The organism is Kitasatospora sp. NPDC089913 (assembly GCF_044748625.1).
Taxonomy (GTDB): domain Bacteria; phylum Actinomycetota; class Actinomycetes; order Streptomycetales; family Streptomycetaceae; genus Kitasatospora.
This window is the reverse complement of record NZ_JBIVGI010000008.1, coordinates 264132-286457: the sequence shown is the minus strand read 5'-3', so window position 1 is coordinate 286457 and position 22326 is coordinate 264132. Positions and strand designations below refer to the sequence as shown.

Below are 22326 nucleotides of genomic sequence, written 5' to 3'. Positions count from 1 at the left end.
TCCGGCGGCCCCGGCCGACCCTGGCCCTGGCGCCCCGTCCTCTTCCCCTCCGCACTTTGCAAACAGGAGCTGTTTGCAAAGTGCGGAGGACATAACAGCAGGTCAGCGCCGTAGTGGTGGCCGTTTCCCGCACTTTGCAAAGTCACACTTTGCAAAGTGCGGGGCCACAGACCGCCACAGGCCGCCCCACCTCACCCCGCCCCGCGCCACCCCTCCCCCCACCTCACTCCAACGGCTGCTCCGTCCAGATCACCTTCCCGGTGGCGGTGTACCGCGTCCCCCACCGGTCGGCGAACTGCGCGACCAGGAAGAGCCCGCGCCCGCCCTCGTCGGTGGTGGCCGCGTACCGCAGGTGCGGCGACGTACTGCTCCCGTCCGACACCTCGCAGATCAGCGACCGGTCGAGGAGCAGCCGTACCCGGATCGGCCCGGTGCCGTACCGGATCGCATTGGTCACCAGCTCGCTCAGGATCAGCTCGGTGACGAACGCCGCCTCGTCCAGCCCCCACTGCTCCAGCCGCTCCGCCACCGCCGCCCGCACCCCGGACACCGCCGCCGGGTCCGCCGGCACCTCCCACTGCGCCACCCGGTCCGCCGGCAGCACCCTGGTCCGCGCCACCAGCAGCGCGATGTCGTCCTGCGGATGCGCCGGCAGCAGCGCCCCCAGCACGTCCGCACAGGTCTGCTCCGGGGTGCGCGCCGCTCTGCTCAGCGCCGTCCGCAGCAGTTCGAGCCCCTCGTCGATGTCCCGCTGACGGTCCTCGACCAGCCCGTCCGTGTACAGCACCAGCCGGCTGCCCTCCTCGACCTCCAGCTCCACCGTCTCGAACGGCAGCACCGCGAGCCCCAGCGGCGGCCCGGTCGGCAGCTCCGGGTACACCACCGTCCCGTCCGGCCGCACCAGCGCCGGCGGCGGATGCCCGGCACTGGCCAGCGTGCAGCGCCGCGACACCGGGTCGTAGATCAGATACAGACAGGTCGCGCCCGTGACGGCCGCCGACGCCCCGCCGGTCGCCGACTCCTCCTGGTCGATCCGGTTCACCAGCTCGTCCAGGTGCCCCAGCAGTTCGTCCGGCGGCAGGTCCAGCGTCGAGAAGTTGTGGATCGCCGTCCGCAGCCGCCCCATCGTCGCGGCGGCGTGCAGCCCGTGCCCGACCACGTCCCCGACCACCATCGCCACCCGCGCGCCCGGCAGCGGGATCACGTCGAACCAGTCGCCGCCCACCCCCGCCTGCGCCGGCAGGTACCGGTGCGCCACCTCCAGCGCGTTCTGCGCGGGCAGGCTGCGCGGCAGCAGACTGTGCTGCAGGGTGACCGCCATCGCGTGCTCCCGGGTGTACCGGCGCGCGTTGTCGATGCAGACGGCGGCGTGCGAGACCAGCTCCTCCGCCAGTGCGAGGTCCTCCTCCTCGAACGGCTCCTCCCGCTCCGACCGCCAGAACCGTGCCACCCCGAGCAGCACACCGCGCGCCCGCAACGGCACCCGCAGCAGCGAGTGCACGCCGTGGGCGAGCACCCGTTCCGCGCCCTCGGGGTCCTGCTCCCGCCACGCCCGCGCCTCCGCCAGCCGCGGCTCCACGGCGGGCACTCCACTGCTCAGCGCGCCCGCGAGCGGCGTCGACGGCACGACCTCCACCACCGTGCCCACCGGGTAGAACGGCGGGTCGTCCCGCGCGGCCGACAGCGCCGCCCGCCGCATCCGCAGCGGCGCCGGACCCGTCGGCGGCTCGTCGCCCTCCAGCACCTGCTCGGCGAGGTCGACGGTGACGATGTCCGCGAACCGGCCCACCGTCACCTGGGCCAGCTCCTCCGCCGTCCGGGTCACGTCCAGGGTGCTGCCCACCGTGACCCCGGCGTCGTACAGCAGCCGCAGCCGCCGCTGCGCCACCTCGGCCCGCCCGGTCAGCGCCTGCAGCTCGGTGGAGTCCCGCAGCGTGGCCACCGAACCGGGCGGCCCGCCGTCCCGGTCCGTGGGCCGCACGTTCACCGCGAGCAGCCGCTCGCCGGCCATCACCACCTCGTCGGTGACCGCCCGCCCGGCCGCCAGCAGCTCCAGCGGCGCCGGCTCCAGGCCCAGCTCGGCGAGCGGACGCCCCTCGGCGTCGGGCGGCAGGTTGAGCAGCCGCCGGGCCTCGTCGTTGCAGAGCAGCAGCCGCCCGTCTCCGCCGAGGATCAGCACGCCCTCGCGCACCGCGTGCAGCACCGCCGCGTGGTGCTCGTACATGCGGGTCATCTCGGTCGGCCCGAGCCCGTGGGTCTGCCGCTTCAGCCGCCGGCTGATCAGCGCCGTCCCGCCGGTCGCCAGTCCGAGCGCGGCCGCCGCCGCACCCAGCACCACCGGCAGCTGCCGCTCGCTGGCGCTGCTCACATTGGCGATCGTGATGCCCGCCGACACCATCCCGACGATCTGCCCGTCCGGCGCCCGCACCGGCACGATCGCCTGCACCAGCGGCCCGATCGTGCCGGTGACCTCCTCGGTCACGACCTGCCCGGACAGCGCGGGCCGGTAGTCGCCGACGAACTTGTGGCCGATCCGGTCCGGGTTCGGGTGGGTGTAGCGGATGCCCTCGTTGTTGAGCACGACGATGAAGTCCACGCCCGCGTTGATGCGCGCGGCCTGGGCCGAGGGCTGGAGGATCGCGCTCGGGTCGGGGGAGCGCAGCGCCTCGACGATGCCCGGCGAGTTGGCGTAGGTCTGGGCGACCGCGACGGACCGGGTGGTGGCCTCCTGCTTGGCGTCGTTGCGGGACTGCACCACCAGGGCGACCACGGCGGCCACCACGAGCAACAGCACCACCACGACCTGCAACGCGAAGACCTGCCCGGCCACCGAGCGCACCCGGACCGGCTTGGGCCGGGCCGTGCGAGCGTGCTGGTGCCGACCGTGTGGGCGCCCACCGGGGGAGCCGGCGGCGGTGCCGGTGGATCGGGAGCCGGAAGCGGAACCGGTCGCACCGGGGTCCGACGGAGCCCAGGATCGGCCCGAAAAACGGGCCATACGTCATATTTGCACTCCGCGAGCCGACGGGCCAAGGGCACCCGCGACGAGCGTTGGGCCGGTTGGCCTTCCCCGGCCCGACTTGGCAGGATCACAGGGTGTCCGAACCCAGCGCCATCACCGACCCCGCCGACCCCCGTCTCGCCGACTACACCGGCCTGACCGACGTCGAACTCCGCCGCCGCCGCGAACCCGCCGAGGGCCTGTTCATCGCGGAGGGCGAGAAGGTCGTCCGCCGCGCCCTCGCGGCCGGCTACCGGATGCGGTCGATGCTGCTGACCCCCAAGTGGCTGGAGGTGATGGCGGACGTCATCGCCGAGGCCGACGCCCCGGTGCACGTCGTCGAACCCGATCTGGCCGAGGCGGTCACCGGTTACCACGTCCACCGCGGCGCGCTCGCCTCGATGGAACGGCGGCCGCTGCCGGACGCCGCGGACCTGCTGGCGGGCGCCCGCCGGGTGGCGGTGCTGGAGGGTCTGGTCGACCACACCAATCTCGGCGCGATCTTCCGCAGTGCGGCGGCCCTCGGCATGGACGCGGTGCTGCTGTCGCCGGACTGCGCCGACCCGCTGTACCGCCGCGCGGTCAAGGTGTCGATGGGTGCGGTCTTCGCCGTCCCGTACGCGCGGCTGGAGCCCTGGCCGGCCGCCCTGGAGACGGTGCGCGCCGCCGGCTTCGAGCTGCTCGCGCTGACGCCGGCCGAGACGGCCGTGGACCTGGCCTCGCTGGTCCACGAGGGCCGGGCGAGGACGGCCCTGATGCTCGGGGCCGAGGGTGACGGCCTCACCCGCCAGGCCCTGTCCGCAGCCGACCACGCGGTCCGCATCCCGATGGCCCACGGCATCGACTCCCTGAACGTCGGCGCCGCCGCGGCCGTGGCCTTCTACGCCGTCACCGCCGCCCGCTGACCACGCCCGCTGACCACGCCCTCGACCGGCGGAAGGTCGGCCGGTCCGGCCGCGCGGGAAGTCGGCCGCTCCGACTTCCCGTGCCGGTCGCTGCCGCTGCGCCGCCCACCGGGGCCGGACGCCGAGGGCGCGTGCGTCAGCCCGTCGGGGCCGTGGGCGGTGCCGGGGCGGCGGCCGGGGGCGGGGTGACCGCCGGGGTGGTGGTGGCCGAGCCGGGCCAGGACTCGTCCAGGGTGCCGTCCGCCCGCAGCGTGTACCGGGTGGAGGTGACGGCGCCCGTCCGGGCGACCCGCTCCTCGCGGACCAGCGCGCCGTTGTCCAGCCGCCAGGTCGCGGCGGCCTGCGGATCCGCCGCCGAGGAGCGCGAGGTCAGGGCCACCGGGGTGTCGCCGCTGAACGAGAAGAGCTGCACCAGGTCGACCGGCACCGACCCCTCCGAGCGCCGCAGGACGACCAGCGCGGCCGGCCCGCCCTTGTAGCGCGCCGGGAGTACGGCGCTGAGCACGACCTGCGGTCCCGGGCCCGCCGAGCGGCCGTCCCGCAGGGCGATCGCGGATCCGCCCGCCGGGTCGGTGTAGGAGCGGTTCGGCCAGTCGACCGCCGGTCCGGCGCCCTGGGCGGGTGCCAGCGCGGCGTCCCCGGCCGCCGGGGCGCCGTGGGCCGCGGCCGCCAGCGGGCCGGTCGACGGCGCGATGCCGTCCGCCGAGAGCCCCGCTGCGGCCGGGGGCGTCGCGCCGTTCGCCTGTTCCCCCGCGCCGGCCGCCCCCGCCGCCCCGGCAGCGGGCCCGGGGGCACTCGTCGTGTCCTGCGTGACGGACGAGCTCACGGACGGCCGCAGCCCCTGGTTGTCGCGGTTCTCGCACCCCTGGGCGGCCGCGATGGCCAGCGCCACTCCGACGGTCACCGTCACGAACACCACCAGCCGCTGCCGCAGCAGTCGCCGCCGGGCCGTGCCCGGCCGCCCGCCCGGCACCGGGGTGTGCTGCCGGTCGCGGGGCCGGCCGGGCCCCTGGGCCCGTGCGCGTCCGGGCGGCGGCGTGGCCTGCCGTTCGCGCATCGGCCGGGTCGCCTGGACCGACTCGGGCCGGGGGAGCGGGGCCGTGACGGCCTGGCTGCTGTCCTGTCCGGGGCCGGGGGCCCGCCGCACCGCACCGCCGGGCGCCCCACCGGTCCGGCCGATGCCACCGGCCCGGGCCCGGGCCGCCGCCGGGTCGGGTGCCCGACCGGGGGCCGGGACGCCGCGCGGTGCGCCGGCCGGTGGTCCCGCCGGGGCTGCCTGGGGCTGGCGTGCTGCGGCGGGCCGGTCCGCGGCGCCGGGCCCGTGCCGTCCCTCGGCGGGCGCGGCCGCCGCTCCGGGCGCGGCCCCGGCCCGCCCGTCCGGGTCGTCCCGGACGGGCGCGTCGCCCCGCGCCCCGGCCGCGCGGCCCCGGCCGAACGGTCCGCCAGACCCGGCCGCCCCCGCACCCCGTACGGCGAGTTCGCTCAGCCGTTCGTGCAGTGCGGCCGCGCCGGGCCGTTCGGCGGGTTCCTTGGCCAGGCAGGCCCGGATCAGCGGCGCCAGCTGCGGCGGCACCGCCGTGAGGTCCGGCTCCTCGTGCACGACGCGGTAGAGCATGACCTCGGAGGAGGCCCCGGACCCGAACGGGGTGTCGCCGGTGAGCGCGTAGGCGAGCGTCGCGCCGAAGGCGAAGACGTCGGTCGCGGGTGTGACGGCGACCCCCCGGACCTGCTCGGGGGCGAGGAAGCCGGGGGAGCCGACGGCGGTGCCGACGTGGGTGAGCGTGCTGGCCCCGCGCGACCAGGCGATGCCGAAGTCGATGATCCGCGGCCCGCGCGGCGACAGCAGGATGTTGGAGGGCTTGAGGTCCCGGTGGACGACGCCCGCCTCGTGCACCTTGACCAGCCCGTCGGCCAGCGCCGCCCCGATCCGGGCGACCTCGGGCCAGCCCAGCGGACCTTCGTCGCCGACCCGCTTGTACAGAGAGGGCCCGGGGACGTACGCGGTGGCCAGCCAGGGCCGGTCGGCCTCGATGTCGGAGCCCATGACGCGGGCGGTGCAGCCGCCCCTGATCCTGGACGCGGCGGCGATCTCGCGGGCGAAGCGGGTGCGGAACTCGACGTCCTCGGCGAGTTCCGCCCGGATCAGTTTGAGTGCGACCCGCTGCCCCCGGCGGTCGGAGCCGAGGTAGACCACGCCCATGCCGCCGGCCCCGAGCCGCCGGTGCAGCCGGTACGGCCCGACGATGCGGGGGTCCTCACGCCTCAGCCGCATCATCGTCATTCCCGTTTCCCCGTCAGACTGTCGGTGAGGCCCCGTCGAGTGGGGCGTCGTCAGTTGCTGTCCGGCACAGCTTACGGACTGCCCGCTGCGGTGTGCTGATACGCAACACCTGAAGCCACCGTCCGATTGTCGGATCTTGGACTGACAATCGGCGGGGCGGTGCCGAATCGTTTCTCGGGGTCCCCTCTCAGGGTTCCCCCGGGGGAGCCGCGGCGGACGTCTCCGCCTGCGGTAGTAGGCCTCAGGTCCGGTCGTCATCCTCCGGGAGGCCCGGAGAACAGTACGACGGCATGACGTCCGCCAACCCCTCCGCGCCATACCGTTGTTCTCAGCGGTGGACGGGGAGCTCGTCCCCCGAGGTAAGCCGTCCACCGCGTCCTCGTGCACCACCGTTCCGCCGTCCACCACCGGCCGAGCTCACGAATCAGGAGTCAGGGCATGGCAGCGCAGCACACGGGATCCACCTCCCGCCGCCGTCGGCCGGCCTTCACTCAGCCGCAGGCCGCGGAGCCCACCAGGCACCCGGCGGTGGCGGTGGCCATGGCACTGCCCTGTGCGGTGCTGCTGGCCGTCCTGTTCGGAGGCTGGGAGCAGATGGCGAACCAGGCGCAGGCGGTGGCCGAGTTGATCGGCCACTGACGCGCACCACAAGCTGGCACTGATCCCCTGGGGACGGGGAGCCGGTGCCGCCGGGGAGGCCGCCGCCGCGACAACTCGCGGACGGGCGAGTGCGGCGCGCAGAGCGCCCCGGCAGGCGGAGATGCCGCGTACGGACGTCGGTGAGGGCGACCGTACGCGGCTCTTCCCGTCGCGCAGACCGCAAGGCCTTCCGGCGCCGAACGCCGAAAACGGCCGGGCCGCGACTCGTTCGAGTCGCGGCCCGGCCGTCACTGTGCGCGATACTGGGATTGAACCAGTGACCCCTACCGTGTCAAGGTAGTGCTCTCCCGCTGAGCTAATCGCGCCTGGTAAGGCGTTTGTGCAGCAGGCCCCGAAGGGCCCGACGTGCGCGATACTGGGATTGAACCAGTGACCCCTACCGTGTCAAGGTAGTGCTCTCCCGCTGAGCTAATCGCGCTGGTGCGGTACTTCCGCAGCAGATCCCGGAGGATCCGACGTGCGCGATACTGGGATTGAACCAGTGACCCCCACCGTGTCAAGGTGGTGCTCTCCCGCTGAGCTAATCGCGCGGGGCTGATGCCTCGGTGGAACCGGGCGTGGTGCGCGATACTGGGATTGAACCAGTGACCCCTACCGTGTCAAGGTAGTGCTCTCCCGCTGAGCTAATCGCGCGGGGAGGACACCCGGCAAGCCGGGCGTTCCTCTTGGAGGTGGAGACGGGATTTGAACCCGTGTACACGGCTTTGCAGGCCGTTGCCTCGCCTCTCGGCCACTCCACCAGGCAACACTCGAAGGACGATCTTACACTGTCCTTCGTCGAGCGGACGACGAGATTCGAACTCGCGACCCTCACCTTGGCAAGGTGATGCTCTACCAACTGAGCCACGTCCGCCTGTCTCCCGGGGATCTTCACCGGTTTTCCCGGCTGCGCTCCCTGGCGACGTGTTGAACTCTAGCGGATTCCCGGGCCAGCTAAAAATCCGTTCCCGCAGCGTGCCCCCGGGGTCCCCGCCCGGCGCCCCCGGGCCGCCCCGGGGCCGACCGCCCCGGACGGACCCACCGCGGGCGACGGAACACCCTGAGTGACACCCGCAGGTCACCCGGCGTACGCCCGCGCGACGCCCGACTCTGCTCACGCCCCTCGACCTACACTTCAGGCACCGCAAGCTCGCAAAGCCCTGTGCAGGAGAACCGTGTCCGGCCACCCCGCCCCCCAGCAACCCCTCGCCCGCTTCGGCGGCCGCGTCGCCACCGGACTGCGCGACCTCACCTCGGACCCGGCCGCGCTGGACTCCACCGGCTGGTGGGCCGTGGCCCACGACTTCGAGGGCCGGCTCACCTGCGCCCGCTTCGACGACGTCCGCCCGGCCCCGGCCGTGCCCTCCGGCACCGGCTGGCTCGGCCCGGCCGCCGGCAGCTGGCGCAGCTCGCTCGACCGCGCCGCCTACACGGAGGGCGTCCGCCGGATCCGCGAGCACATCGCCGCCGGCGAGGTCTACCAGGCCAACCTCTGCCGGGTGCTCTCCGCTCCGCTGCCCGACCCGGACCGCTCCGACATCGACGCCCTCACCGGCCTGCTCGCCCACGGCAACCCGGCCCCCTACGCCGGAACGATCCGCCTGCCCGGTCACGGCGTGGAGATCGCCACCGCCTCGCCCGAGCTCTATCTGCGCCGCACCGGCCGCACCGTCGCCTCCGGCCCGATCAAGGGCACCGGCCGCACCGAGCACGACCTGCTCGACAAGGACCACGCCGAGAACGTGATGATCGTCGACCTGGTCCGCAACGACCTCGGCCGGGTCTGCGCCACCGGCAGCGTCACCGTGCCCGACCTGTGCGCGGTCGAGAAGCACCCCGGCCTGGTCCACCTGGTCTCCACCGTCGAGGGCACCCTGCGCGAGGACGCCGGCTGGCCCGCGCTGTTCTCCGCCACCTTCCCGCCCGGATCCGTCACCGGTGCCCCCAAGTCCAGCGCCCTGCGGATCATCGAGGCCCTGGAGACCGCGCCGCGCGGCCCCTACTGCGGCGCCGTCGGCTGGGTCGACGCCGACCGCGGCGAGGCCGAACTCGCCGTCGGCATCCGTACGTTCTGGATCGACCGGACCGATCCGGCGGCACCCGAACTGCGCTTCGGCACCGGCGCCGGCATCACCTGGGACTCCGACCCCGAACGGGAATGGGCGGAAACCGAACTCAAGGCGGCCCGCCTGGTCGCGATAGCGTCGGGTGCCGAGACGTACTCCGACACCGACTGAACCCGACACGGGCACGGACCGGCCGCCACCCGGACCCGGCCGGCCCGTGCCCGTCCCGCGAGGAGCCCCCCGCGATGCAGCACCCGACCACCAGCTGGGTCAACGGCACCCTCGTCGACTCCGCGGACCCGGCCCTGTCCGTCCTCGACCACGGACTCACCACCGGTGACGGCGTGTTCGAGACCATGAAGGCCGTCGACGGCCGGCCGTTCGCGATCACCCGCCACCTCGACCGGCTCACCCGCTCCGCCCGCGGCCTCGGACTGCCCGACCCCGACCACGACCTGGTCCGCAAGGCCTGCGCCGCCGTCCTCGCCGCCAACCCGATGCCCCTCGGCCGGCTCCGCCTCACCTACACCGGCGGCAGGGCGCCGCTCGGCTCCGAACGCGGCGACGGCGCCCCCACCCTGGTGGTCTCCCTCGGCACCGCCGCCCGCCGGCCCGACACCACCGCCGTCGCGGTCGTCCCCTGGCGCCGCAACGAGCACAGCGCCGTCGCCGGGCTCAAGACCACCTCCTACGCCGAGAACGTCGTCGCCCTCGCCGCCGCCCACCGCGTCGGCGCCTCCGAGGCGCTGCTCGCCAACACCGCCGGCCGGCTCTGCGAAGGCACCGGCTCCAACGTCTTCGTCGTGCTCGACGGCCGGCTGCTCACCCCGCCGCTCGCCTCCGGCTGCCTGGCCGGCATCACCCGGCAGCTCGTCGTCGACTGGTGCGGCGCCGAGGAGGCGGACCTGCCGCTGGACGCCCTCCAGGAGGCCGAGGAGGTCTTCCTCACCTCCTCCCTGCGTGACGTCCAGGCCGTCACCCGGGTCGACGACCGGGAGCTCCCCGGCCCCGGCCCGGTCACCCTCGGGGCCATGGCGGCCTTCGCCCGGCACAGCGGCGACGACCTCGACCCCTGACGGCCCGGACCGCGGGGATCCGCGCACGGAGGTACGGGCGCGCCCGGATCCGGCCGGGCACGCCCGAGCGGCCCCGCCCGGTAGAACAGCCGGACGGCGGGGAAGGGAGCGGGACATGACCATCACGCTGCGCCCCGAGAGCCAGGAGACCCCCACCGCCGCGGGCGGCCGGACCAGACGCTGGCAGATCTGCGTCAACGGCCGCCCGGTCGGCGGGCTGCGCACCACGGCCGTCCCCCGGGGCGGCCGACTCTGGGGCGAGATAGCCGAGTTGGAGGTGCGCAGCGGCCGGGGCCGGGGCCGGGGGACGATCGCCGCGCTGGCCGCCGAGGAGGTGCTGCGGGGCTGGGGCTGCGTCCGGGTGGACGCGGACATCCCGGAGACCGCGCGGATCGCCCGCTCGCTCGCGGTGACGCTCGGTTACACCGAGCGGATGCGCAACATGATCAAGCGGCTGGACGGGCCGCCCGCGCTGCCGACGGGTGTCGCCGCCCGCCCGATCGACGACGCCGCGTTCCCGGCCTGGCTGGCCGGGGCGAAGGCGGGCTACGTGCGTGATCTGCTGGCCTCCGGGCTGGGCGAGGAGCAGGCCCGCGCCAAGGCCGAGGCCGACCATCTGAAGCTGCTGCCGCAGGGGGCCGGCACGCCGGGGGTGGCGCTGCGCCGGCTGCACGGGGCGGGGGAGGAGCCGCTGGGCTCGCTCTGGCTGGCGCTGCGGGTCCGTGAGCTGCCGGACGGCGCGCCGCTCGGCTGGGTGATGGTGGTGGAGGTGGCGGACGCCCACCGGGGGTACGGGCACGGGCGGACGCTGATGCGGCTCGCGGAGCGGGAGTGCCTGGCGGCCGGGGTCCGCGACCTCGGGCTGAACGTCTTCAGCGGCAACGAGGTCGCGGTCCGGCTGTACGACTCGCTCGGCTACCGGGTCACCAACCGGGTCTACGGCAAGCAGCTGCTGTGAGCCGCCGGGCCGTCGGCGCGGGTCGGCCGCCCCGAAGCGGGCGGTGCGCGGGTCAGGAGGTGCGGGTCAGGCCTTGCGGGGGGCCGCGGCGGCGTCGACGGCGGCGACGAGGCGCTCCAGCAGGCCGTCCTGGCTCTGGCTGCCGTCGAACCGCTGCCCGGCGATCACATAGGTCGGCGTGCCCTTCACACCGATCGCCCGGCCCTCGGCCTGGTCGGCGTCGACGGTGAGCATGTGGCGGCCGTCCACCAGTGCGGTGTCCACCTCCTCGGGGTCGACCCCGACCTCGCGGGCGACCTCGAGCAGCACCTCGGTGCCGCGCGCGGAGAGGTCCTCGACCCGGGCGAGCAGGGCCTCGACGAAGGGCCAGCCCAGGCCCTGGGCGAACGCCTCCTCGGCGGCCTCGGCGGCGGCGTAGGCGTGCTTGTGCTTCTCCAGCGGGAAGTGCCGCAGCTCGATCGGCAGCGCGTCGCCGTAGCGGGCGCGCAGCTCGCGGACGTCGTCCAGGGCGGTGCGGCAGTCCGTGCACTGGAGTTCGCACCAGAACTCGAGACGGGGGAGGGAACCTTCGATCATGCCTCCAGTGTTCCACCTGTGGGGCCCGCGCCAGGACAGCCGGCGGCCGGGCCCGGCCAGACCGGGAGCGACGGGAGGTCCGACGGGATGACGACTCCGACCGACGGGGCGGCGGCGACGGCCGCGAAGGCCCCGACCAGCAGGACGGCCCCCGGTGCCGCGGGCCGGACCGGGCCCCGCGGCGCGGCGGCGACGGGCGAGCGGAGGCGGCCGTGCTGACGGCGGCGGTCAGTGTCGCGCTCACCGCGGCCGGGGTGGCCGTGGCGGGCCTGCGGGCCTACCGCCGGCGCTTCCTGTCCGCGACCCGCTGGTTCGCCGTCGCGCTGCTGCCGCTGGGCCTCTATCTGACCGGTCTGTTCCCGGTGGCGCGGACGATCGGCGACGAACTGGCCGACTGGGCGACCAAGCTCGTGTTCGATCCCCGGGTGTGGACCGGCATCGTGCTGCTGGGCGTCTCGGCCGGTCTGCTGGCCGCCACCCGCTGGGCGGGCCGTCGCGGGGCCGTGGCCGGGGGGAGCGAGTCGCGTCCGGCGGCCGCCGGACCCGCACCGGCCAGGCCTGCCGTGGCCCCCGCCGCCGGCACCCCGGCCGCCGGGCCGGCCCCGAAGCGTGCCGAGGAGGCCGCCCGGGCCGAGCAGGGCAGGGCCGGGAAGCCGGGCAAGCCCGGCAAGGCCGCCAAGGGCGACAGCGGACTGGACGAGTTCGCCGACATCGAGGAGATCCTGCGCCGGCGCGGCCTCTGAGCGCCCCGTGCCGCGCTGCCGCCGCCCGGGCCCCGGGCCCGCGGCCGCTCAGGCCGAGGGCACCGCTTCCGCCGAGCGCTGGCGGGCCCGGTAGGCGGCGACGTGCAGCCGGTTCCCGCAGGTCCGGCTGTCGCAGTAGCGGCGCGAGCGGTTGCGCGAGAGGTCCACGAAGACCCTCGCGCAGTCCGGCGCCTCGCAGCGGCGCAGCCGCTCGCGCTCGCCCGCGGTGAGGATGAAGGCCAGCGCCATGCCCAGCTCGGCGGCCAGGTGGTCACCGAGGGCGGCGTGCGGCGCGAAGTAGTGGATGTGCCACCCGTGGTGGTCGTGGTTGGTCAGCCGGGGTGTCGTCCCGGCGGCCGCGACCAGGGCGTTCACCTGCTCGGCGGCCTCTTCGGTGGACTCGGTGCCGAAGACCTCGCGCAGCCGGGAGCGCAGCTCGTGCACCTGGCGAAGGTCGTCCTCGGTGAGGGAGTCGATCTCGCTGATCTCCTGCCGGACCACGAAGGCGTCGAGCGCCGCGGTGTCGGGCAGCAGCTCGGTGCCGCACACCTCGGGTGCGGTGTTGAGCAGCTCGACGAGGATGCTCAGGGCGCACTCGGTGTCATGGGTGATCAGCACGTGGAGGCTCCTCGTGCGGAGGGGGCCGTGGGCACCCCGCGACTACGGGTCATTCCCAGACCTTACCGGGGCGGCGAGGGGTCCGGCGGTGGCTTGCTTCGAAGACGCGTACGGATTCCGTAGGTCTGTACGGAGTTTTCTCCGGTGGCCGGGGCGGGCGGTGCCCGCCGGGGCGGACTCCCGGGCAATCGGGTCCGCGGGCCGGGGCCCGGCTGTGGCTGCGGGCGCCGGCGCGGGCGGCGGAGGCGGCACGGGACGATCGGCGGCGGCACCGGCGGCCGGAGCGATGGGGGAGCGGCCGGGGAGCGCCGGGACCGGCCCGGGAGCGCCGGGCAAACGGTCGCGCCCGACAGCGAGGCCGGCCACCCGTGGGATGGCCGGCTCCGGTGCCGGGCGCGTGCGGTGCTGCGGGCCCACCCCGGTCGGGGCGAACCGTTTCGTCACCGGCCCCGAGACCGCGACGTGCGCGGCTGAGTCTGCTGCCGTGCCCCCGAGTAGGACGGCTGCGGTGACGGCAGGGGTGACGACCCCGCCGACAGCGGGGCGTGACCGCCTCCGGTCGGTCAGCTTTCGGCGAGGATGTGGGACAGCTCCCGGTCGAGGTCGAAGTGACGGTGTTCGGTGCCGGGTGGCACGGCGGCGTCCGTCCGCTTGAGGAAAGACTCAAGCGCCCGGGCCGGGGCTTCCAGCAGGGCTTCTCCTTCCGGAGAGCTCAGGGCGATGCAGACCACCCCTTGCCCGTGACTGCGCGACGGCCAGACCCTGACGTCGCCGGTACCGGTGGGTCGGTGCAGCCCCTCCGCAAGGAGATCTCGGGCGAACACCCACTCGACGGTCTCGTCGGCGCCGGTGTGGAACGTGGCGTGCACGGCATAGGGGTCGGCGGTGTCGTAGCGCAGGCCCGCGGGGACGGGCAGTGAGGACTCGCTGGACACGATGAGGCGCAGGTGCAGCTCGCAGCTGACCGTGGTGTTCATAAGCGCCATGGCCTTTCGCTCAGTGTGCGCTCGGGGAATCGCACGTCGGCGAACGGACCATCCCACCTCCAAGACCGATGTAAACCCCTCTGTCCCGATTCGGGCGCGAGTCGTACCCCTTACGGCGCATTGCGGAATCGCCACAGACCGGCCTCCACGCGATTACCGGAGCCCTTCTCGGTTAGTTTCCTGGCATGACTGTGCGAAGCGACAAGGCACGCGGTGACGCGGGCGGGAACACCGGAACGGGGGATGTGATCGTGCCGGACGACACGGGGGCGCCGACGGGGGCGGACGACAGGGGCGGGGGCTCCGGCGCGGAGGGGCCGGCGGAGGCGGCCGCGGACGGGGGCAGGCCGCTCGGCTCGCGGGCCCCGCACTTCATCCGCCGCTCCCGCCCGCTGCACCTGAGCTGGCAGGTCGCGGTCTTCCTGGTCGGCCTGGCGGTCGTGGTGCTGGGCGTGATCATGCTGCCGCTGCCCGGCCCGGGCTGGGTGGTGATCTTCCTGGGCATGGGCATCTGGGCGACCGAGTTCGTCTGGGCCCAGCTGGCCCTGCGCTGGACCCGCCGCAAGGTGGCCGAGGCGGCCCAGAAGGCCCTGGACCCGAAGGTCCGGCGGCGCAATCTGACGCTCACCGCGATCGGCGTGGCGGTCATCGCCGCGCTCGGCGGCTGGTACCTGTGGAAGTACGGGTTGGTCATGCCCTGGAAGATCCACGAGGACTGAGCCGTCCGCCCGCCCGCCGGGCGGGGCCGTCCGGGTGAGGGTGTCGCCGGGGGCGGTGGCCGGGCCGCCGGGGAGCGCGTTCGGACCACCCTCCGGGATGCGGTAATGTTTTCCCTGCACCCGGGCGATTAGCTCAGCGGGAGAGCACTTCGTTCACACCGAAGGGGTCACTGGTTCGATCCCAGTATCGCCCACCGGAATGCATTGTGATATGTGAGGCCCAGCCGATTATCGGCTGGGCCTCACATGTATTTCCCGCAATCCGGTGAACGGTGTCGGGGAATGTCCTGAGGCGCAGTCATCTTCCGCACCGCGCGGGAGTTCTGTGGGAGCGTCGGGCCGCACTCCCCGTACGAGTTGTACGGCACCCCCCGAATGGTGCTACAGTTCTTCTCGTTGCCCGGGCGATTAGCTCAGCGGGAGAGCACTTCGTTCACACCGAAGGGGTCACTGGTTCGATCCCAGTATCGCCCACCGGACAGCACGCAGGCCCCGACCGGATTCCGGTCGGGGCCTGCGGCGTTCGTGCGCGTCGGGTCGTGCCGGGCGGCCACCGGCACCGGGCACCGGGCGGACCCGCCGGACGCACCCTACGCGGCCACCTCGCACTCGTGCTCCGGCGACAGCCGCCGCCCGCAACCGCACCGGGCCGGGCGCATCGGCCAGGACAGGTCCACCCGCTCGTCCGCCCCCGACCGGTCGAACCAGGCCTGCAGTCCCCGGGCCTGCGCGGCGTGCCAGACCGCCTGCCGCAGGTGCAGCTCGCCCACCGTCAGCCCGCCCAGCGCCCCCGGGTACCGGGCGCCGACCGCCCGCACCAGCTCCAGCGCCGCCGTCGCGTCCGCGGCCGCCTCGTGCGCCCCGGTCAGCTCGACCCCGTAGTGCGCGCAGAGGTCCGTCAGCGTCCGCCGGCCCCGGCGGTAGCGGTCCACGTGCTTGTCCAGCACCCGCGGGTCCAGCACCAGCAGCGCCGCCGGACCGGTCGCCTCGGCCAGCGACGTCCCCCGGTGCCGGCGCAGCTCGCGGTCCAGCAGCGTCAGGTCGTACGGCGCGTTCATCACCACCACCGGCCGCCCGGCGCGGGCCTGTTCGGCCAGTGCGGCGGCCACCTCGGCCACCACCACCCCGGCCGGGCGCCCGAACGCCCGCACCCTGGCGTCGTCTATCCCGTGCACCGCGCGGGCCCCGTCGGGTATCGGCACGCCGGGATCGGCGAGCCAGGTGGTCGCCACCGGGGCCGCGCCCGGGGCGGGTTGGACGACCAGGGCGGCCGAGACGATGCGATCGGACTCGACGTCCACGCCGGTGGTCTCGGTGTCGAAGGAGGCGAGCGGGCCGGTGAACCAGTGCTGCTGCATGACTGCCCCTCGAAAACAGCGTGTTCCCGCCCCGTTGATACCCGCCCCTGACGCCTGCTCAACCGTTTGGCGGGACACCGGCCGGGCACCCTGCCCACGGGTGCCGCGTTCGAATCCGGACCGGCCCGGGGGGACGGGGGAGGGACGGACGGTCATGGCGCTGACGCAGCCGCAGCCCGAGGAGGCGGCGGCCGTCCTGCGGGGCGATCTGGCGGTGACGGCCTGCATGGAGACCCTGCAGGTCGGCTATCTGCACGCGGTCGTCGCCGCGGCCGGCTGCTCGCTCTCGCAGCCGTTCCCGGACAACGGCATCGACTGGCAGGTCAGCCACGGCTCGCGCAGCCACGAGGTCGACGACGAGGTCACCGTCAAGATCCAGCTGAAGGCCACCCAGCAGATCGCGCCCGATCCGCGCGGCGCCTTCTTCTCCTTCACCCTGGACAACGACCACCTGCGCAAGCTCGCCCGGCCCCGGGTCGCGGTGCCCCGGATCCTCGTCGTCATGCTGCTGCCCCGCCGGGTGGACCGCTGGCTCGCCGCCCGGCCCGACGCGCTGGAGCTGCGGCACTGCTGCTACTGGGTCAACCTGGCCGGCCACCCCGTCACCGGGCAGCGCCGCACCAACGTCCGCGTCCCCACCGCGAAGGTCTTCGACGACCGCGCCCTGTGCGACATCATGGCCAGGGTCGGAGCGGGCGGCAGCCCGTGACGGCCCGGCCCCCGGCCGGGAGGAGCCGCTCCATGACACTGCCCCACGGGCCGTTGCGCCCCGCGCCCGGCGAACCGCCGCAGACCGGGCCGCTGCCCGATCCGGCCGCCGTCGACCCCGCGGTGCTCGCCGTCCTGCTCGCCCGGCACGGCTGGGTCCGCCGCGGCGGACCCTCCGCCCGCTACGGGCGCTGGACACCCCCCGAGGGCACCGACCCCGGCGTCAGCCTGATCGTCCCGGCCGGCGACGGCTTCGACGACGCGGTCGAGCTGCTCACCGACGCCGTCACCGCGCTGTCCCGCTCCGCCAGTCCCTCCGCCCGGGCCATCCTGCTCGCCCTCGCCGTCCCCGGCGACGAACTGCACTGGCAGCGCGACCCGGCCGGCCCGCCCGGCGCCGCCACTCCCGGCACCGCACCCTGGGAGGAGACCGAACGGCTCCGGCGGGCCGCCCGCGCCATGCTCGCCGCCGGAGCCAAGGCCGGGCGCACCCGCGCCGCCTACTTCGGCGCCCGACTGGACAGCTGGGCCGGCGACTTCCTGGACCGGGTCCTGGTCGTCGCCGACGGCCCGGGGCTCACCGCCCACAGCCCGGCCCCCGAGGGCCGGGCGGCGATCACCACCCTGGTCCGCGCCCTGGAGGCGCTGCGCGACGCCGTCGACTACCGCCGGGTCAGCGGCGGCGCCGAGGCCTTCGAGAACGCCGTCCAGTCCGGGGTCAGCCGCGAGCTGGTCGACGCGGTCCAGGACCTCGTGCGCGGCGCGACCGCGAGCCGGTTCACCGTCGCCTGGTCGGCTGCCGCCGGCGCCCCGGGCGGGTTCGGCGACCGCCGGACGGTCGTCGAGTTCTCGCCCGGCGACCTGCCCGCCCTGGCCGAGGCCGCCGACCTGCTCGAACGCCTCGAACCCGCCGTCGCCGTCACCCTGGTCGGCCTCGTGGTCCGGCTCAAGCGGGCCGACCCGGCCGGGGCCGGCAGCGTCCGGCTGCGGGTGCTCGGCGGCGCCGAGGTCGACGAGGTCAAGGTCCGGCTGCCCGCCGCCGCCTACCGGCTCGCCGCCGAGGCCCATCTGGCCGGCACCCCGGTGCGGATCAGCGGCCGCCTGGAACGCCGCGGCGGCTTCCGCCGCCTCACCCGGCCCTCCGGCCCGGAGCCCTGCGGACTGGAGGACGCCGAACGCGACCGGCTGCTCAAGACCCTGGGGGAGGGGCGGGAGGCATAGGAGGGGTACGGAGGTGACGGTGGGGTCACCGCTCTCGGTACCATCGTGAGGCGCAGCGTTGTGCTGCGTCCTCTGAATCCAGCACGTCAGGAGAGACCGGTGACGGACGTCCGGGTAATCATCAACCGCGAACCCGATCGGGAAGAGCGCGTGGTGACCACGGGCACGACGGCCGCCGAGCTCTTCGCGGACGATCGCTCGATCATCGCCGCCAAGGTCGCCGGCCAGCTCAAGGACCTCGCCTACGCGGTCCAGGACGGCGACGAGGTCGAGCCGGTCGTGATCGGCAGCCCCGACGGCCTCGACATCCTGCGCCACTCCACCGCGCACGTGATGGCCCAGGCCGTGCAGCAGCTCTTCCCGGAGGCCAAGCTCGGCATCGGCCCGCCGGTCAAGGACGGCTTCTACTACGACTTCGACGTCGAGAAGCCGTTCCACCCCGATGACCTCAAGGCCATCGAGAAGCGGATGCAGGAGATCATCAAGCGCGGGCAGAAGTTCTCGCGCCGCGTCGTCACCGACGAGGCGGCTCGCGAGGAGCTGGCCGGCGAGCCGTACAAGCTGGAGCTGATCGGCCTCAAGGGCTCCGCTGCGACCGCCGGCGAGGGCGCCGACGTCGAGGTCGGCGCCGGCGAGCTCACCATCTACGACAACCTGGACGCCAAGAGCGGCGAGCTGTGCTGGGGCGACCTCTGCCGCGGCCCGCACCTGCCCAGCACCCGGATGATCCCGGCGTTCAAGATCATGCGCTCGGCCGCCGCCTACTGGCGCGGCAGCGAGAAGAACCCGATGCTGCAGAGGCTCTACGGGACCGCCTGGCCGAGCAAGGACGAGCTCAAGGCGCACCTGGAGTTCCTGGAGGAGGCCGCCAAGCGCGACCACCGCAAGCTCGGCAACGAGCTCGACCTCTTCTCCATCCCCGAGGAGATCGGCTCCGGCCTCGCCGTCTTCCACCCCAAGGGCGGCATCATCCGCCGCGCCATGGAGGACTACTCGCGCCGCCGGCACGAGGAGGAGGGCTACGAGTTCGTCTACACCCCGCACGCCACCAAGGGGAAGCTGTTCGAGAAGAGCGGCCACCTGGACTGGTACGCGGACGGTATGTACCCGCCCATGCAGCTCGACGAGGGCGTGGACTACTACCTCAAGCCGATGAACTGCCCGATGCACAACCTGATCTTCGACGCGCGCGGCCGTTCGTACCGTGAACTGCCGCTGCGCCTGTTCGAGTTCGGCACCGTGTACCGGTACGAGAAGTCCGGTGTGGTGCACGGCCTGACCCGCGCCCGCGGTTTCACCCAGGACGACGCGCACATCTACTGCACCCGCGAGCAGATGGCGGACGAGCTCGACTCGACCCTCACCTTCGTGCTCAACCTGCTGCGCGACTACGGTCTGACCGACTTCTACCTGGAGCTGTCCACCAAGGACCCGGAGAAGTTCGTCGGCAGCGACGACGCGTGGGAGGAGGCCACCGCCGTCCTGGCCGCGGTGGCCGAGAAGCAGGGTCTGCCGCTGGTGCCGGACCCGGGCGGCGCGGCCTTCTACGGTCCGAAGATCTCGGTGCAGGCGCGGGACGCCATCGGCCGGACCTGGCAGATGAGTACGATCCAGCTCGACTTCAACTTGCCGGTCCGTTTCGATCTCGAGTACACGGCGGCGGACGGCTCGCGTCAGCGGCCCGTCATGATCCACCGGGCGCTGTTCGGCTCGATCGAGCGCTTCTTCGCGGTGCTGCTGGAGCACTACGCCGGTGCCATGCCGCCGTGGCTGGCCCCGGTCACCGTGACCGGCATCCCGATCACCGACGAGCACGTGCCGTACCTGCTGGAGGTCGCGGCCGAGCTGAAGAAGCGCGGGATCCGGGTCGAGGTGGACACCTCGGACGACCGGATGCAGAAGAAGATCCGCAACGCCCAGCGCAGCAAGGTGCCGTTCATGCTGATCGCCGGCAACGACGACGTCGAGGCGGGCGCGGTCTCCTTCCGCTACCGCAACGGCGAGCAGAAGAACGGCGTCCCGCTGGCCGACGCGGTCGCCGAGATCGTGGACGCGGTGGAGCGCCGGATCCAGGTCTGACCCGATCGTGTGCGCGGGGCGGGCTCCTTCGGGAGTCCGCCCCGCGCGCTTCGCAAGCGGGGGCGGGCGAATATGCTGATCAGCATGACGACTGAGCCGGAACTGCAGCGGGGCGTCGGGGAGCCGGACGGCTTCCGCCGCCTGTGGACCCCCCATCGGATGGCCTACATCCAGGGCGAGAACAAGCCCACCGGCCCGGCTCCGGACGACGGCTGTCCGTTCTGCTCGATCCCGGCGCTCAGCGACGAGGACGGGCTGGTCGTCGCGCGCGGGAACGCGGTGTACGCGGTGCTCAACCTGTACCCGTACAACGGCGGGCACCTGATGGTGGTCCCGTACCGGCACGCGGCGGACTACACCGAGCTGGACGAGGCGGAGACGGCCGAGCTGGCGGTGTTCACCAAGAAGGCGATGACGGCGCTGCGGGCGGCCTCGGGCGCGCACGGCTTCAACATCGGGATGAACCAGGGTGCGGCGGCGGGCGCCGGTATCGCCGCGCACCTGCACCAGCACGTGGTGCCGCGCTGGGGCGGGGACACCAACTTCATGCCGGTGGTCGGTCACACCAAGGTGCTGCCGCAACTGCTGGCGGACACCCGGAAGATGCTGGCCGAGGCCTGGCCCCAGGACTGACGCGCACAGCGAGGAGGGCCCCCGTCGACCGTTCCGGGTCGGCGGGGGCCCTCCTCGTGCGGCGGGGCGGCGGCCCGGTCAGGCGTCGTAGCGGTCGACCTTGAACGGCCGGCTGCCCTGGGCCTCGGCCTTGAGACCGGCCGCGCGGCCCTTGAAGGCGCGTTCGGTGTCGAGGTCGTGCTCGGCGAGGAACTCCATCGTCGCGGTGTGGACGGCGCCGATCACCGGGTGCGAGACGTTGAGCGCGTTGTCGGCCATGGTGCGGGTGTCCCAGGGCTGGCCGGCCCAGATGTGCCGCAGGCCGAAGGGTTCGGGCAGGCCGAGGCCGCCGCCGAGCCAGGACAGCAGGCTCGGCATCCGGTAGAAGGGGGCGCGGACGGCCTGCCGGACGACCTCGTCGTTGTCGATCAGCGGGAGCTTGACCGTGCGCTCCTCCCAGAACCGCACGGTCTTGGCGACCGACTTCTCCTTGTCCTTGGGCTTGTCGAAGAAGTAGCCGTTGATCGGGCCGAGCGCGAAGGCCGCGACGGTGACGTTGAGGGTGTTGGCGAGCAGGGCGACGGTGACGGTGAAGGTCAGCACGAGCTTGCCGTCGTGGGTGATGAACTGGGTGGCGAGGTAGTGCCGGGGGCCGCCGCCGAACGTCTGCTTGTCGGCGATGGCCTGGACGGCGAAGTCGCGCATGTGGTCGCCGTCCATGTCGGCGCTGCCGGGGCGGCTGATCTCGTCGGCGTTCTCGCCGACCTCGAAGACCACCCACTGCTTGATCCGGACGTCGGGGATGCCGCTGTTGGCGACCTCGCTGATGCCGAGGGCCTTGAGGTGGCCGGAGATCTTGCGGACGAGGTCCCAGGGGTGGAACTGGCGGAAGTCGATCTGGCCCTCGGCGGGGCGCAGGGTGTCGATGAGCTTCCACTCGCCCCAGCGGCGGCCGGCGCCGAGGATGCCCTTGGGCCCGGCGTAGTGATGGACGTTGGTCTCCTGCTCGGACTCCAGCCGGCCGAGCTTGGCGCGCAGGTCGGCGGCCTTCTTGTCGAGGTCGTCGCGGGGGACGGCCATCGGGACGGTCGCGGCGACGGCGTTGCCCTCGACGAGTTGCAGCCAGCGCGCGCGCAGGTCGAGGGCGGTGCGCACGACGATGCGCTTGGCGAGGTACCAGCCGACGACCGGGGCCAGCATGACGATGCGCAGGTAGAGGCCGAGGATGCCGCCGGCCGGGGGCCTGATCGCGAGCAGGACGGCGACGGCGGCGGCGAGGAAGAGGACGACGCCCCCGTACACGCCGGCGTTCTTGGGGTTGTCGCGCTTGAGCCAGGCGCGGAGCTGGAAGGCGCCGAGCCAGATCAGGGTGCCGGGCAGGAAGAGCAGGCCGGTGACGACGGAGACGGTGGACAGCTGCCGGTCGCGGCCGCGGCGGATCTCCTCGGCGGCGAGGCAGTGCTCGACGACCTGGCGGGTGTCGACGCCGAAGGCGGGCACCAGGGGCTTGCGGTCGCCGCCGAGGGCACGGGAGATGAGCGCCTTGCTGAAGGCCTCGCCGAAGTTGGGCCTGAAGAGGGCGAAACGGCCCTTCTTGGCATTGGCCCCGTCGAGTTTCCCGGCGTCGCCGGTGAGTTCGGCGTCGCGGTACGCGGCCGAGGAGAGCGCCTGGGTGCCGGCGGTCTGCGGGCCGGCGTCGGTCCGGGGTATCTGCGCACCCGGGGTCATGTCGAGTGTGGTCACGGTGGCGTCCCCTCCTCCCCTTGTCCTGCGGCAGGGT

The 22326-nt window shown here is 73.9% G+C and carries 18 protein-coding genes and 8 tRNA genes; 13 read left to right on the top strand and 13 right to left on the bottom strand.

Annotation, left to right across the window (positions count from 1 at the left end):
• Positions 1 to 223: 223 nt before the first annotated feature.
• Positions 224 to 2998, bottom strand: coding sequence for a SpoIIE family protein phosphatase (locus ACIPYS_RS16000; protein WP_400746602.1), 2775 nt, complete (start codon positions 2996 to 2998; stop codon positions 224 to 226).
• Positions 2999 to 3096: 98 nt separating this feature from the next.
• Here ACIPYS_RS16000 and ACIPYS_RS15995 point away from each other — a divergent pair, with 98 nt between their 5' ends.
• Positions 3097 to 3906: a TrmH family RNA methyltransferase gene (locus tag ACIPYS_RS15995; protein ID WP_400746600.1), complete on the top strand. Its 810-nt coding sequence runs from the start codon at positions 3097 to 3099 to the stop codon at positions 3904 to 3906.
• A 136-nt stretch (positions 3907 to 4042) separates the two neighbouring features.
• Here the strand turns inward: ACIPYS_RS15995 and ACIPYS_RS15990 are convergent, their stop codons facing one another.
• A complete protein-coding gene (locus tag ACIPYS_RS15990; protein WP_400746597.1) occupies positions 4043 to 6187 on the bottom strand; it encodes a serine/threonine-protein kinase in 2145 nt (714 codons plus the stop codon).
• A gap of 438 nt (positions 6188 to 6625) precedes the next feature.
• Between ACIPYS_RS15990 and ACIPYS_RS15985 the strand changes: the two genes are divergently transcribed.
• Positions 6626 to 6826: a hypothetical protein gene (locus ACIPYS_RS15985; RefSeq protein WP_093862809.1), complete on the top strand. Its 201-nt coding sequence runs from the start codon at positions 6626 to 6628 to the stop codon at positions 6824 to 6826.
• A 254-nt stretch (positions 6827 to 7080) separates the two neighbouring features.
• On the opposite strand, the gene ACIPYS_RS15980 is transcribed toward ACIPYS_RS15985, so the two are convergent.
• The 6 genes from ACIPYS_RS15980 to ACIPYS_RS15955 all read right to left on the bottom strand — a co-directional run bounded on the left by ACIPYS_RS15980 (position 7081) and on the right by ACIPYS_RS15955 (position 7700).
• Positions 7081 to 7152 (bottom strand) — tRNA-Val (locus ACIPYS_RS15980).
• Positions 7153 to 7193: 41 nt separating this feature from the next.
• Positions 7194 to 7265, bottom strand: a tRNA-Val gene (locus ACIPYS_RS15975).
• A 40-nt stretch (positions 7266 to 7305) separates the two neighbouring features.
• Positions 7306 to 7377, bottom strand: a tRNA-Val gene (locus ACIPYS_RS15970).
• Positions 7378 to 7405: 28 nt separating this feature from the next.
• A tRNA-Val gene (locus tag ACIPYS_RS15965) sits at positions 7406 to 7480 on the bottom strand.
• 33 nt (positions 7481 to 7513) lie between these two features.
• Positions 7514 to 7587: transfer RNA gene (locus tag ACIPYS_RS15960), tRNA-Cys, on the bottom strand.
• A gap of 40 nt (positions 7588 to 7627) precedes the next feature.
• Positions 7628 to 7700: transfer RNA gene (locus ACIPYS_RS15955), tRNA-Gly, on the bottom strand.
• Positions 7701 to 8001: 301 nt separating this feature from the next.
• On the opposite strand from ACIPYS_RS15955, the gene ACIPYS_RS15950 reads away from it, so the two are divergent.
• The 3 genes from ACIPYS_RS15950 (at position 8002) to ACIPYS_RS15940 (ending at position 10926) form a co-directional block, all read left to right on the top strand.
• The gene (locus tag ACIPYS_RS15950) at positions 8002 to 9063 is read left to right on the top strand and encodes a chorismate-binding protein (protein WP_400746594.1); all 1062 of its coding nucleotides are present in this window, start codon (positions 8002 to 8004) and stop codon (positions 9061 to 9063) included.
• Positions 9064 to 9137: 74 nt separating this feature from the next.
• Entirely contained in the window at positions 9138 to 9968 is an 831-nt protein-coding gene (locus tag ACIPYS_RS15945) for an aminotransferase class IV (protein ID WP_093862811.1), read from the top strand.
• A 115-nt stretch (positions 9969 to 10083) separates the two neighbouring features.
• Positions 10084 to 10926, top strand: coding sequence for a GNAT family N-acetyltransferase (locus tag ACIPYS_RS15940; RefSeq protein ID WP_400746590.1), 843 nt, complete (start codon positions 10084 to 10086; stop codon positions 10924 to 10926).
• Between the two features lie 66 nt (positions 10927 to 10992).
• On the opposite strand, the gene ACIPYS_RS15935 is transcribed toward ACIPYS_RS15940, so the two are convergent.
• Positions 10993 to 11502, bottom strand: a complete 510-nt coding sequence (locus ACIPYS_RS15935; RefSeq protein WP_400746587.1) for a DsbA family protein — start codon at positions 11500 to 11502, stop codon at positions 10993 to 10995.
• Positions 11503 to 11714: 212 nt separating this feature from the next.
• On the opposite strand from ACIPYS_RS15935, the gene ACIPYS_RS15930 reads away from it, so the two are divergent.
• Positions 11715 to 12245, top strand: a complete 531-nt coding sequence (locus ACIPYS_RS15930; RefSeq protein ID WP_400746584.1) for a hypothetical protein — start codon at positions 11715 to 11717, stop codon at positions 12243 to 12245.
• A 48-nt stretch (positions 12246 to 12293) separates the two neighbouring features.
• Here the strand turns inward: ACIPYS_RS15930 and ACIPYS_RS15925 are convergent, their stop codons facing one another.
• Together ACIPYS_RS15925 and ACIPYS_RS15920 are read right to left on the bottom strand one after the other, a co-directional pair.
• Positions 12294 to 12863: a CGNR zinc finger domain-containing protein gene (locus ACIPYS_RS15925; protein ID WP_093862815.1), complete on the bottom strand. Its 570-nt coding sequence runs from the start codon at positions 12861 to 12863 to the stop codon at positions 12294 to 12296.
• Between the two features lie 563 nt (positions 12864 to 13426).
• A complete protein-coding gene (locus tag ACIPYS_RS15920; protein ID WP_030056266.1) occupies positions 13427 to 13840 on the bottom strand; it encodes an SsgA family sporulation/cell division regulator in 414 nt (137 codons plus the stop codon).
• 194 nt (positions 13841 to 14034) lie between these two features.
• On the opposite strand from ACIPYS_RS15920, the gene ACIPYS_RS15915 reads away from it, so the two are divergent.
• The 3 genes from ACIPYS_RS15915 to ACIPYS_RS15905 all read left to right on the top strand — a co-directional run bounded on the left by ACIPYS_RS15915 (position 14035) and on the right by ACIPYS_RS15905 (position 15042).
• Positions 14035 to 14568: a TIGR02611 family protein gene (locus ACIPYS_RS15915; protein ID WP_093862816.1), complete on the top strand. Its 534-nt coding sequence runs from the start codon at positions 14035 to 14037 to the stop codon at positions 14566 to 14568.
• Positions 14569 to 14690: 122 nt separating this feature from the next.
• Positions 14691 to 14762: transfer RNA gene (locus ACIPYS_RS15910), tRNA-Val, on the top strand.
• A gap of 208 nt (positions 14763 to 14970) precedes the next feature.
• Positions 14971 to 15042, top strand: a tRNA-Val gene (locus ACIPYS_RS15905).
• 116 nt (positions 15043 to 15158) lie between these two features.
• On the opposite strand, the gene ACIPYS_RS15900 is transcribed toward ACIPYS_RS15905, so the two are convergent.
• Complete coding sequence (locus ACIPYS_RS15900) at positions 15159 to 15926, bottom strand: exonuclease domain-containing protein (protein ID WP_093862817.1); 768 nt, start codon at positions 15924 to 15926, stop codon at positions 15159 to 15161.
• A 154-nt stretch (positions 15927 to 16080) separates the two neighbouring features.
• Here ACIPYS_RS15900 and ACIPYS_RS15895 point away from each other — a divergent pair, with 154 nt between their 5' ends.
• The 4 genes from ACIPYS_RS15895 to ACIPYS_RS15880 all read left to right on the top strand — a co-directional run bounded on the left by ACIPYS_RS15895 (position 16081) and on the right by ACIPYS_RS15880 (position 20567).
• On the top strand, positions 16081 to 16635 hold the full coding sequence (locus ACIPYS_RS15895; protein ID WP_053646753.1) for a DUF4365 domain-containing protein: 555 nt from the start codon (positions 16081 to 16083) through the stop codon (positions 16633 to 16635).
• Positions 16636 to 16667: 32 nt separating this feature from the next.
• Positions 16668 to 17855, top strand: coding sequence for a hypothetical protein (locus ACIPYS_RS15890; protein ID WP_400746579.1), 1188 nt, complete (start codon positions 16668 to 16670; stop codon positions 17853 to 17855).
• A 99-nt stretch (positions 17856 to 17954) separates the two neighbouring features.
• A complete protein-coding gene (gene thrS, locus ACIPYS_RS15885) occupies positions 17955 to 19934 on the top strand; it encodes a threonine--tRNA ligase (RefSeq protein WP_093862818.1) in 1980 nt (659 codons plus the stop codon).
• Between the two features lie 72 nt (positions 19935 to 20006).
• Complete coding sequence (locus tag ACIPYS_RS15880; RefSeq protein WP_093862819.1) at positions 20007 to 20567, top strand: HIT domain-containing protein; 561 nt, start codon at positions 20007 to 20009, stop codon at positions 20565 to 20567.
• 78 nt (positions 20568 to 20645) lie between these two features.
• Here the strand turns inward: ACIPYS_RS15880 and ACIPYS_RS15875 are convergent, their stop codons facing one another.
• On the bottom strand, positions 20646 to 22289 hold the full coding sequence (locus tag ACIPYS_RS15875; protein WP_093862820.1) for a hypothetical protein: 1644 nt from the start codon (positions 22287 to 22289) through the stop codon (positions 20646 to 20648).
• Positions 22290 to 22326: the final 37 nt, after the last annotated feature.

Bases quoted from the DNA above. Each gene is read 5' to 3' on its own strand.
- ACIPYS_RS15920 (WP_030056266.1), bottom strand. From the start codon at position 13,840: ATGAACACCACGGTCAGCTGCGAGCTGCACCTGCGCCTCATCGTGTCC.
- ACIPYS_RS15940 (WP_400746590.1), top strand. From the start codon at position 10,084: ATGACCATCACGCTGCGCCCCGAGAGCCAGGAGACCCCCACCGCCGCG.
- ACIPYS_RS16000 (WP_400746602.1), bottom strand. From the start codon at position 2,998: ATGGCCCGTTTTTCGGGCCGATCCTGGGCTCCGTCGGACCCCGGTGCG.
- ACIPYS_RS15985 (WP_093862809.1), top strand. From the start codon at position 6,626: ATGGCAGCGCAGCACACGGGATCCACCTCCCGCCGCCGTCGGCCGGCC.
- ACIPYS_RS15935 (WP_400746587.1), bottom strand. From the start codon at position 11,502: ATGATCGAAGGTTCCCTCCCCCGTCTCGAGTTCTGGTGCGAACTCCAG.
- ACIPYS_RS15895 (WP_053646753.1), top strand. From the start codon at position 16,081: ATGGCGCTGACGCAGCCGCAGCCCGAGGAGGCGGCGGCCGTCCTGCGG.
- ACIPYS_RS15915 (WP_093862816.1), top strand. From the start codon at position 14,035: ATGACTGTGCGAAGCGACAAGGCACGCGGTGACGCGGGCGGGAACACC.
- ACIPYS_RS15900 (WP_093862817.1), bottom strand. From the start codon at position 15,926: ATGCAGCAGCACTGGTTCACCGGCCCGCTCGCCTCCTTCGACACCGAG.
- ACIPYS_RS15990 (WP_400746597.1), bottom strand. From the start codon at position 6,187: ATGACGATGATGCGGCTGAGGCGTGAGGACCCCCGCATCGTCGGGCCG.
- ACIPYS_RS15890 (WP_400746579.1), top strand. From the start codon at position 16,668: ATGACACTGCCCCACGGGCCGTTGCGCCCCGCGCCCGGCGAACCGCCG.
- ACIPYS_RS15880 (WP_093862819.1), top strand. From the start codon at position 20,007: ATGCTGATCAGCATGACGACTGAGCCGGAACTGCAGCGGGGCGTCGGG.
- ACIPYS_RS15945 (WP_093862811.1), top strand. From the start codon at position 9,138: ATGCAGCACCCGACCACCAGCTGGGTCAACGGCACCCTCGTCGACTCC.